Origin of the sequence: Streptomyces sp. NPDC005722 (assembly GCF_040630935.1) — a bacterium.
GTDB lineage: Bacteria > Actinomycetota > Actinomycetes > Streptomycetales > Streptomycetaceae > Actinacidiphila.
This window is the reverse complement of the sequence record NZ_JBEXYN010000069.1, coordinates 22,188-33,137: the sequence shown is the minus strand read 5'-3', so window position 1 is coordinate 33,137 and position 10,950 is coordinate 22,188. Positions and strand designations below refer to the sequence as shown.

Here is a 10,950-nt window from a genome sequence, read left to right as displayed (position 1 = left end):
GCCCCGCCGCCCCGCCGCCCCGCCGCCCCGCCGAGGAGCCGGTCGGCGCGCGGCCGGTCAGGCGTCGGCGATCGGGCGGGTGCCCAGACGGACGTTGTCGATCGCCCAGAACCAGTTGTTGCCCGCGTTGAAGATGCGGAAGGCGACCTTCGCCGTCGTCGCGCCCGCGGGGACGGGGCAGGACAGCAGGACGAGCCGGTTCTCCTGGTCCTGGCCCAGGTTGGTGTTCCCGGACGTCGCGCTGCTGTAGCGGAGCAGCCGGACCGGCTCGCCGGTGTCGAACGTGACGGTGACCTCGGCCTCCTGCGGGCTCTCCTGACGGTAGTGGGAGTCGAAGCCCAGGTGGAGGGTGGGGGTCCCCGTCGGGATCGGCACCGCCGGGCTGGTGAGGGTCGAGTCGAACCGGCCCCGGCCGGACGGGCTGCCGGTGTCGTCCCAGTCGTCGGGGTCGGCCACGGCCACCACGCCGAGGGCCCGGCTGAAGTTCGGCCGGTCCTGTCCGGCGGGGAACCAGAACTGCTTGGACAGGAAGGTCCAGCCCTGCAGTTCCCGCGTGCCCTGCGGCATGGCCGCGGCGTTGGCGACCGTCCAGCCCTCCGGGGCGGTCCGGGTCCAGCCGAGCAGGCCGGGCCGGCTGAGGTCGGCCGCCGCGGCGAGTGCGGGGGCGACGGACTCGAAGTCCTCGGCGAGCAGGTGGCCGGTCATGAGGGGCCCGGTCTTCGCGGACAGGGAGGCCGACGCCTCGGTGGCGTCGCCGTTCAGCTTCGCCGTCACGGTCGCCTTGAGGCTGCCGGAGACACGCGCCGCGGCGGCGGGCGCGACGACGTCCCAGGCCAGGGCGGCCGACGAGCGGGCCGGAACCGACACCGGCGTGCCGCCCTGCGCGGTGGCCGTCCAGCCGTCGGGGAGGGTGAGCGTGGCCGCGAGGCCGGTCAGCGGTGTGGTGCCGGCGTTGGTGACGGTGGCGGTCACGGTGACGGGCCTGCCCGGCGAGAGCACCGTGCCGTCCGTCCCGGGGGAGCTCGCCGGACCGGTCAGTGCGACGCTCATGGCCGGGGCGACCTTCGTGCGGACGCGCGCGTCGGCGATCTTGAGCAGCCCGTCGCCGTCGGCGTGTGCGGCGACGGCCAGCTGCCCGGCGGTCGCGTCGCGGGAGGGGATGACGGCGAAGCGCACGTCGGCGGAGTCGCCGGCCCGGAGCGTGGCCGGTGCCGCGCCCTCGCGGTGGACCGTCCAGCCGGTGGGGGCGAGCAGGGCGACGGAGAGGGCGTCGAGCCGCCGGCGGCCCTGGTTCCGCACGGTGACCACGACGTCGGTGGGGTTGCCCTGCGCGAACGGCGTGTCCAGGGACGGTAGCGCCGCCGGGAGCCCGATCGCCGCCGCCAGCGCGGGGGCCGTGCCGGTCTCCGGGTCGGTGACGCCGGGCTCCCCGTCGGCCAGACGGCCGGTCATACGGCGCAGGAAGGACGGGTCGTCCCGGTCGACGACCACCACGTCGTACCAGCCGTGGTCCGCGAGCGGCAGGTGCACCGTGTGGGACCGGCCGGGCTTCAGGGTGACGGTCTCCACGCGGTCGCCGTGCGCCCGGGAGTACACCGACTCGCCGACGAGGAACGTGCGCGTGGTGGCGGAGGGGTTGGAGCATACCACCGCCACCTGGCCGGCGGCGCGGTGCTCGACGAGGTGGGCCTCGCCGCCGGCCCCGCTGCCGCGCAGCTCCCACACCGACCACCCGGGGCCGTGGACCTGGAGGTCGTAGCCGTCGGCGCCGTACTCCACGGTCTCGGTGGCGGTGCTGCCCGCGGGTACCGTCCACGTCCGCGGGGCGGTGCCGTCGCCGGGGTAGGCGGTGAAGGCGGCGCCGGTGCCGCCCTCGTTGCCGAGCCGCAGCTGCACGGCGGAGCGGCCGGTCTCCGTACGCAGGGACAGCCGGTACGGGGAGCGGCGGGTGCGGCGGGTGCCGGACTCCTGCTCCGGGAGCGCCTGCTCCGCGGGCGGTACGGGGTTCCACCGGCCGACCGGGGCCGGGACCCCGGCGGGCCGGTCCACGTCGGGCTGCCGGTGCGTGCGGTCGAAGTCGAAGGCGGAGGTCAGGTCGCCGAAGACGCTGCGGCGCCAGGCGCTGATGTTGGGCTCGTGGACGCCGGTCCACTTCTCCAGGAACCGGATGACCGAGGTGTGGTCGAAGGCCTCCGAGCTGACGAAACCGCCCACCGTCCACGGTGACACGACCGTCATGGGCACGCGCGGGCCGGGGCCGACCGGGCTGCCCTTGAACCAGTCGTCGCCGTTGCCGGAGGCCGGCTTCGGCGCGACTGGTGCGGGGACGTGGTCGAAGTAGCCGTCGTTCTCGTCGAAGTTGATGAACAGCGCCGTCTTCGACCAGGTCTTCGGGTCGCGGGCGATGGCGTCGAGGAGGTCGTAGACGAGGTTGGCGCTGCCGACCGGGGTGGAGCTGCCGGGGTGCTCGGACAGGGCGGCCGTCGGCACGATCCAGCTGACCTGGGGCAGCGTCCCCTTCTTGATGTCCGCGGTGAGCCGCTGGATCAGGGTGTCGGGCTCCGAACGGTAGGCGCCGCGCAGGAACAGCCGCCGCTCGGCCCCGGTCAGCGCGTCGACGCCGCGCTGGAACTCCGCGAGCGCGGCCTTGCGCTGATCGGCCGTCCGGTCCCAGAGGCTGTCGTAGAACTGCTCGGTGGTGGCGTACCCACCGCTGACCCCGGCCAGGATCTTGCGGCCGATCTCCTTCCAGGGGCGGAAGTACTCCACCGCGTTGTCGGTGAAGTTGTCCCACTCCTGGTAGATCTGCCAGGAGACGCCCGCGGCCTCCAGGCGCTCGGGGTAGGTCGTCCAGTCGTAGCCGGCGTGGTCGTAGTCGTACGCGGCGTTGGTGACGGCCCGGTTGACGCCGTCCGGCTCGTAACCGGTCGTGCCGGTCCACAGGTAGTTGCGGTTGGGGTTGGTCGAGCCGTAGACGGAGCAGAAGTAGGCGTCGCAGAGGGTGAAGCGGTCGGCCAGTTCGTACTGCAGCGGGATGTCGTGCCGGTCGTAGAAGGCCATGGTGCTCTGGCTCTTGGCGGCGATCCAGTCGTTCCACCAGCCGTTCCCCCGGGCCTGGGTGGCGTCGGAGAACCCGTGCGCGAGCGACCCCAGGTACTGGATGTCGCTCTCCGGACGGCCCGCGTCGACCGCCGCCCGGCGGGCCGAGAACGGCAGGACCCGGCCTCCGCCGGCCTTCGGCTGCTCGAAGACGGTTCCTCCGGTGGGCAGTCGCAGCGGGGTGCGGTCACCGAATCCGCGGACGCCCCTGAGGGTTCCGAAGTAGTTGTCGAAGGAACGGTTCTCCTGCATCAGGACGATGACGTGCTCGATGGCGCGCATGCCGCCGCGCGGCAGGGGAGCGGCCATCGCCTGGTGCAGCGAAGGGGGCAGGAAGGAGAGGGCGGTTCCTCCGGCGAGGGCGCCGAGGACCTTTCGGCGGGAGACGTCAGACATGCCCGGAGGCTAGGTCGGCCCCGCCCCGTGACGTAACCCTGGGTGACCGATCTTCCTCGACCGTTCACCCGGCGGCACCGGACGTTCCCCTGTCGGTCCGTTCCGCCTAACTGTACGGGCCACGAGGTTGGTTGGGCGGTGACGGAGCGGGTGCCGGGGGCAGGACCCCCGGCACCCGCTGTGCCGTCAGATGGCCGACGCCACTACGAGCCGAGCCGGTAGGCGCGCTCGACCGTCTGCCGGACGGAGTTGCCCGCCTTGTCGGTCGCGGTGACGCGCAGGGTCACGTACGCGCCCTGCCGGTGGTCGCCCGGCCGCTCGACGGTGGCGGTGAACCGGTTGTGGCCGCGGTCCTTGACGCGGACCTGGCCCTTCCAGGTCTTGCCGTCGTCGAAGGAGGCCTCGACCTTGAGCTTGACCCCGGTGGGGTCGGCGAGGCCGTCCTGGTTCCGGACCGTCAGGTCGAGGTCGTGCCGCTTGCCGCCGCCGACGGTGTTCCCCAGGTCGGCGGGGACGCCGTAGTCGACCTGAAGGAGCGGCAGCAGCGTTTCCTTCGCCGCGGTGCCGGAGCGGAAGGTCCAGGACGTGGAGGTCCTGGTGCCGGTCTGCCAGAACTCGGTGTCGCGTTCGGTCGTCAGGTCCAGACGGTACTCGGCCGATCCGGCAGGGACGGAGAAGTCCCGCCAGGCGTCCGCGGCCTCGGTCACCTTCCTGCCGTCGCGGTAGAGGACCGCCGTCACGGTGTCGCCGTCGATGTAGGACGGATCGTCCATCGTCCCGGGCGCCCCGCTCCTTGCGCCGACGCCTCCTCCGAAGGCGGCGACCTGCTTGCGGCCCCAGTGGCCGGCGACCGCGTCGGTGTACTCCGGGATCGCCAGGCTGAGGACGTCGCCGTCGCGGACGGCGGGCCGGTCCCAGCCACGGGGGATGGACGGCCGCACCACGGCCCTGTACCACTCCTCGGTGGCCTTCTCGCCCGCCTTGAAGGTGCGCGGGGTGTCGCGCAGGCCCGACTGCAGCGCCCCGGCGTAGAACTGTTCCGGGCCGGTCATGAAGTCGACGTCGTGCATCCACTGAGTGTCGCCGGAGGTGACGTACTCGGTACGGGGCGTTCCCGTCGGCACCCAGCGCGAGGTCTCCCACGCGACGTCGGTGTACGGGCGCCAGCTGAAGCGCTGCTCGCTGGTCCAGTGCAGGTCGCCGTTGTTCGCGTAGGACGCCTTCACCTGCGCGGTGTTGCGGTCCGAGACGGTGTACGTGACGTCCTGCGGGATCTGCCGCCACTGCGTCGCGACGTCGTACAGGTACGGGCTCGCGACCGTCCCGGAGATGTCGACGACGGTCTTGCGCTTCTTCATGTACTGCAGCAGCTTCGCGCCGTCGCCCGCGGTCATCCGGACGACGGGCAGCGCCGAGCGGGTGTCCATCGGCTTCCAGCGGGTCCAGGCGATGAGGCCCTCGGGCAGGACGATCACGACGCCCTTGGCGCCGGCCTTCGCGGCCGTCTCCGCCAGGTCGTACCCGTCCAGCGCGTACTCGTCACGGATCACGGCGAGCTTGCCGCGCACGGTGGCGGGCCGCAGGTCGGGCTTGTCCCTCGTCCCCGCGTCCACGGCGACCAGCTGCTCGCCCCGGGGGTCGAACGGCGTGGAGTGCTTGGCGTAGAACGGCCGCAGGTCGAAGTCGGCGCCGCGGACCTCGGTCCTGAGCTCGGGAGCGGTCATCTCGAAGCGGGCGTTGAACTCGAAGTCGCCCTCGGTGACCTTCGACGTGGGATTCGCGTACAGGTCCACGAACCCGCCGCCGTCCTCGTAGTAGATGCCCAGCGTCAGCGGCACCCCGTCGATCTTCCGGTACATCTGGTACGTCACGTTGTTGCGCCGCTCGGCCGGCTTGGGCGTCTGCACCCGCACCAGCTTGGCCTTGCGCGCGTCCAGGGTGACGGTCGTGTCCTTGGTGACCTTCACCTCGGGCTCGACGACCTGGATCACGCGGACGCCGTCGCTCGTGTCCTCGGCCAGCGTGCCGCCGACGAGGTAGGTGCCCTCCTCGACCTCGGCGACGCCCAGGTCGGTGAACCGGACCTCGGCGTCCCCGCCGTAGACGTTCAGCAGGGACCACACCAAGGGCTGCCCGTCGGGCCCGAAGGACTTGGTGGTGAGCTTGTGCATCGGCGCGCGCACCCACAGGCTCAGGGTGGTGTGGACCGACGTCCCGTCCGCGGACGTCGCGGTGACGTAGCCGTAGTAGGAGCCCCGGCCCGCCTTCGCCGGGTCGACGGCGACCGGCACCTCGACGGTCGCGCCCGGGGCGACACGGACCGTGCCGGCGCCCAGCGTCAGTGCCTGCGCGGGGAGCGCCTTGCCGCCCTTGGCCGTCAGCGCCGCGCTCAGGCTCAGCGACACTTCCTTGCCGGAGTGGTTGGTGTAGCGGACCACGCCGGCCCGCTGGACCGGGGATCCCTCCCTGTCGAACGGGCCCAGGACGATCGTCCCGGTGGCCGTCACGGGGGCGGTGAACGCCGCCTTGACGTCGACACGGCCGCCGCCCTGCTCGGTCGGCACCTGCCCTGACACCGTGTGGGACGTGCTGACCAGCGCGTCCTTGAGCTGCTCGCCCGTCCAGTCGGGGTGCTGCTCGGCCAGCAGCGCGGCCGCGCCGGCCACGTGCGGGGTCGCCATGGACGTACCGCTCGCCGAGACGTAGTTGTCGTCGACCGGGGTCCCCATGGTCGTGCCCGCGGCGCGCGCGGCGACGATCCCGACACCCGGAGCGGTGATGTCCGGCTTGGCGGCCTTGTCGCCGAAACGCGGGCCGCGGCTGGAGAAGGAGGCCAGGGAGTCGTCCCGGTCGACGGCGCCCACGGTGAGGGCGGCGTCGGCCGCGCCCGGCGACCCCACCGTCATCTCGCCCAGCTCGCCGGTGTTGCCGGCCGCGACGACGAACAGCGCGCCGCTGCTGCGGGAGATCTCGTTGACCGCCTGGCTCATCGGGTCGGTGCCGTCGGTCTGCATGTCGGCGCCCAGGCTCATGTTGACGACCCTGGCGCCCTCGGCCGCGGCCCACTCCATGCCCGCGATGACCTGGGACTCGCTGCCGGAACCGTTGTCCCCGAGCACCTTGCCGATCAGCAGGTCGGCGCTCGGCGCGACCCCCTTGCGCAGGCCGCCCGATGCCGCTCCGCTGCCGCCGGCGGTGGCGGCGACATGCGTGCCGTGGCCGAAGTGGTCCTGGGTCGAGCCGCTGTCGGAGAAGTCCTTCGCCTCGCTCACCCGGCCCGCCAGGTCCGGATGCGTCTGGTCGGCGCCGGTGTCCAGGACCGCGACCTTGACGCCCTCACCGTGGAAACCGGCCGCCCACGCGGCGGGCGCGTTGATCTGCGCGGTGCTGCGGTCCAGGGTGGGGCGCACCTTGTGGTCCAGCCAGACCTTCGGGGTCGCCGCGGCGGCGCTCGCCACGGGCGCACCCGCCTGGGGCGCGAGTTGCCTCCAGAACGCGGCCAGATCCCCGGCGCCCACGCGCAGCGCCTGGGCGTCGATGCTCGCCAGGTGCCGCGGCTCGGCGGAGTCCTCGTGGAACTTCGCGAGCGCGTCGGCCTTCTTGGCCGCCGCACGCTCGGAACTCCCCGGCGTGGACACGATCATGGGCAGGGCGTCGGTGTGCGCCTCGTCGTATCCCTGGGCGACCAGGGCCGTCACGTCGAACAGGTCCGCGTCCAGCCGCCCGGTGCGGACCAGCACCGCCGCGTCCGAGGGCAGCACCGTCAGGGCGCCCTCCTGCTCGGCGATCTGGAAGAACACCTTCTCGCGACCCGGGGCGCGCTGCACCGAGGCCGTCTTCCTGCCGTTCGCCGCGTCGCTGACGGTGACCCGGTCGCCGGTGATCAACCGCACGGTGGTCGTACGGTCCTGCGGCGCGGGCGTCCGTGCGGCGGACCCCGAGGGGGCCTCGGCGGAGGCGGGCGCGACAGCACCCGTCGCCACTGTCGCTGACATCGCTATCGCCGCCCAAAGGCGGATCCGTCTCATCGGTGTCTGCACCCCTTCTGTCATCCCGGCACGCGGGCAGAGCGTTCGTGAGCGGGTGGCATGGACCGTCGTCGTGGCACCCCGCCGCCGTCGGCGGTCCGGGAACGTGAGGCCGGGACCCGGCGCGGGCGAAGCCCGCACAGGTGCGCCCGAGGACCCTCGTACAACTGCGGTTCAGAAGCCGTTCGGAATCATCCGGTGTGCCGGCGGGCCCTGTCAGCGATCCCGCCTGGCACAACTGGGCCATGTCACAAGGGCGCCACACGCCGCCCGGGGGTTCGCGGGCCACGCCCCGCCGCCCCCGGGAAATCCAGGTGACCGGCGAGCCGGTATTCCTTACGATCGGGCGCTGCCCGTTGTGTCCCCTGCCCCTGATCGGTCAGCCGTGAAATCCGTGATTCCCGGCGTGCTGCGTGACGAGCCGCAGTTCGCCCGCCTGTTCATCGGGCAGTCCTTGTCGGTGCTGGGGGACCGGGTGTCGTTCGTGGCGGTGCCCTTCGCCGTGCTCTCGGCGGGCGGGTCCGCGTCCGACGTCGGCCTGGTGGCCGCCGCCGGGCTGCTGCCCACGCTGCTCTTCACCCTGGTGGGCGGTGTGTGGGCGGACCGCTTCCGGCGGCACCGCATCATGCTCCTGTCCGACCTGGTGCGGTTCGCCTCCCAGGGGCTCCTCGCCGTGGCGTTGCTGACCGGCGTCGCCGGGGTCCCCGCCTTCGTCCTGCTGATGGCCGTGTTCGGCACGGCGGACGCGTTCTTCATGCCCGCCTCGACGGGGCTGCTGCCGCTGGTCGTCGCGCCCGACCGGCTGCGCGAGGCGAACGCCCTGCGGGGGTTCGTGCAGTCGTCCGCACTCGTGCTCGGTCCCGCCCTGGCCGGTGGTCTGATCGCCTTGGCGGGACCCGGCGGCGCACTGGCCCTGGACGCCCTCACCTTCGCGGTCAGTGCCGCGTTCCTGGCCCGCCTCAGACCCCGCGGGACGGAACCCGGCACGAGCCGGACCGCCACCGCGACGACGTTTCTCGGGGAACTGCGCGCCGGCTGGGCGCAGGTGCGCAGCCGTAGCTGGGTGTGGTCCGGCATGGCGGCCATCGCGGTCTACCACGTCGTCGTGCTGCCGTCGGTGTTCGTGCTCGGCCCGGTCCTCGCCGAGGACGAGTGGGGCGGCGCGGCGAGCTGGTCGGTGGTGGTCGCGGCCTTCGGCATCGGCGCCGTCGCCGGGGACGTGTGCGCCTACCGCCTGCGGATCGCGCGTCCGCTGGCGCTGGGCGCCGCGGCGCTCGCCGTGGCCTCCTGCCAGGCGGTCGTCATCGGCAGCGGCGGGTCGATCGCCCTGATCGCGGCCCTCGAAGCGGTCACCGGAGTCGCCGTCTCACTCTTCTTCGTCCTGTGGGAGACCGCGCTGCAGACCCACGTGCCGGAGGCGGCCCTGTCCCGCGTGAGTTCCTACGACTACCTGCTGTCGAGCGGACTCATGCCGCTGGGCCTCGCCCTCGCCGGCCCGGTCTCCGAAGCGGTCGGCGTACGGCCCACGCTGTACGCGATGACGGTCATCGGGGTGCCCGCCGCCCTCGCCCTGCTGTGCGTCCCGGCCGTACGCCGCCTGCCGGCGTCCCCGGACGCCCCGGACGGCTCCGTCCCCCGCGCCGCCCCGGAGACGGCCGTGCCGTGAGGCGCGCGGGGGACGTACCGGGTCAGGAGCCCGCGGGCGGCTCGGCGAGGACGCCGCGCAGCAGGCCCGTGGACTGACCCACCTCGATCAGGTAGCCGTCGGGGTCGCGCAGGTAGCAGCGCAGCTCGGACCCGCGGTCCAGGGGCTCGGTCAGGAAGCGGGCGCCCTTGGCGACGGCGTGCGCGTGGAAGGCCGCGAGGTCGGCGACCCGCACGTTCAGGAAGCCGGACACCCGCTCGGTGCTCTGCGGCACCTCCAGGGTCACGTCCGGCTTGTCGGGGGTGGGGCCGCCACCGGGGTTCATGATGAGCCAGCTGTTGGCGACCTTGACGATCGCCGGGTTCTCCTCCATCACCACCTCGCCGCCGAAGACGTCCGCGTAGAAGCGCCGGGAGACCGCGACGTCCCGGACGGTCAGGAAGTGCGTGAGGAGCAGGCCGTGCTCGGGCACGGGGAGATCGGCGGGCGATGCCGTCATCGTTGGTCACCCTTCGTCGACGTGAGGCGCGTTCCCGGGCCGCGTCCGGCACGGGGCCGGACCGCGCGGGCGGCGCACAGGCGCGTGGCCGGCCCGGGACGCGTACCGTTGCGCAAGGTTCGACCGGCGCGGCCGGGGGTGTGTGACACACGGCCCTCCCGGTGCCCTGGCGCCCGGTGGGGGTCAGGCCGCGGTGAGGCGGTGCGTGGTGCCGCTGCTGCTCGCGGCCCATGCGTCGGGCATGGCCGCGGCGAGGGCGTGCTGGGCGCGCCAGCCCGTGCAGTGCCCGGGGGCGATCAGGTGCGGGCCGAGGTCCGTGAGCGCCCGGACGGTGGGAGGGATGACGGGCTCGAAGGCGGGCCCGGTCAGATGGAAGCCGCCCAGCACGGCGTGGACGGAGGGCACGCCGGTGAGCCGCCGCGCGTGACGGACGATGTTGACGACTCCGGCGTGACCGCAGCCGGTCAGCACGACCAGGCCGCGGCCCCTGAGGTGCACCACCAGCGCCTGGTCGTCGATGACCTGCGGATCGTGCTCCCAGTGGTCACCGCGCCACGCCTGGTGCGCGGCCGGCATGCCGTGCTCGAAGTCGGTGGTGCGGTCGACCTCTCCGGTCAGGAGCACGCTGTCGTCGACGAGGAGGGAGGGCAGGCTGCGTTCGACGACCTCGAACCCCTCCGCTGCGAGGGCCTTCTTGCTCAGGGTGGGCATGTCGAAGGTGCTCTGCGGGGTGTGGAGGCGGCGGCGGGTCCAGGCGTGCGGGTGAACGACCATCGGCATCCTGCGGGAGCCGAGCCGGCCGGCGAGGGCGCCGAGACCGCCCGCGTGGTCGAAGTGCCCGTGGCTGAGGACGACGCCCCGCAGGCTCCCCAGGTCGACCGCGAGCCGGTCGGCGTTGGTGACCAGGCCCGACGGCGACAGGCCGGCGTCGAAGAGCAGCACGGTCTCGCGCTCGCCGCGGCGGACGCTGACCAGGGCGGAGAAGCCGTGCTCGGCGACCAGGCCCACGGCCGTGTGGCCCGTCTCGAACTGGCCGGCCGGGGTGGCGGCGGGCCCCATTCCCGCCCTGGTGGTGTGTTCGTCGCCGACGAGCAGGGCGTCGAAGGTGTTGTCCACCAGGATCGTGACCCGGACCTCGTCGACGGGCTCGAGGGCGATCGGGTCCACGGCGCGGCCGGGTGCCTGCCGCGGGGCGGAGAGCGCCGCGTCCTCGGCGGTTGCGTGGAAGGTGTCGCACATGGCGGTCCCTGGTCCGTTCGCGCCGTGGGGGTGGGCCGACGGCG

At 73.3% G+C, this 10,950-nt stretch carries 5 protein-coding genes; 1 reads left to right on the top strand and 4 read right to left on the bottom strand.

From position 1 onward, the window contains the following. Positions 1-57 precede the first annotated feature (57 nt). Together ABZ479_RS39350 and ABZ479_RS39345 are read right to left on the bottom strand one after the other, a co-directional pair. Entirely contained in the window at positions 58-3,495 is a 3,438-nt protein-coding gene (locus ABZ479_RS39350; protein ID WP_500466055.1) for a phosphocholine-specific phospholipase C, read from the bottom strand. 203 nt (positions 3,496-3,698) lie between these two features. Continuing rightward, the gene (locus ABZ479_RS39345; RefSeq protein WP_500466054.1) at positions 3,699-7,490 is read right to left on the bottom strand and encodes a S8 family serine peptidase; all 3,792 of its coding nucleotides are present in this window, start codon (positions 7,488-7,490) and stop codon (positions 3,699-3,701) included. Positions 7,491-7,908: 418 nt separating this feature from the next. Between ABZ479_RS39345 and ABZ479_RS39340 the strand changes: the two genes are divergently transcribed. Then, positions 7,909-9,189 (top strand): MFS transporter, encoded by a 1,281-nt coding sequence (locus ABZ479_RS39340; protein ID WP_500466053.1) that lies wholly within the window; start codon positions 7,909-7,911, stop codon positions 9,187-9,189. A 22-nt stretch (positions 9,190-9,211) separates the two neighbouring features. Here ABZ479_RS39340 and ABZ479_RS39335 read toward each other — a convergent pair whose 3' ends face one another. After that, entirely contained in the window at positions 9,212-9,667 is a 456-nt protein-coding gene (locus ABZ479_RS39335) for a VOC family protein (RefSeq protein ID WP_500466052.1), read from the bottom strand. A 183-nt stretch (positions 9,668-9,850) separates the two neighbouring features. Further along, entirely contained in the window at positions 9,851-10,906 is a 1,056-nt protein-coding gene (locus ABZ479_RS39330; RefSeq protein WP_500466051.1) for an MBL fold metallo-hydrolase, read from the bottom strand. Positions 10,907-10,950: the final 44 nt, after the last annotated feature.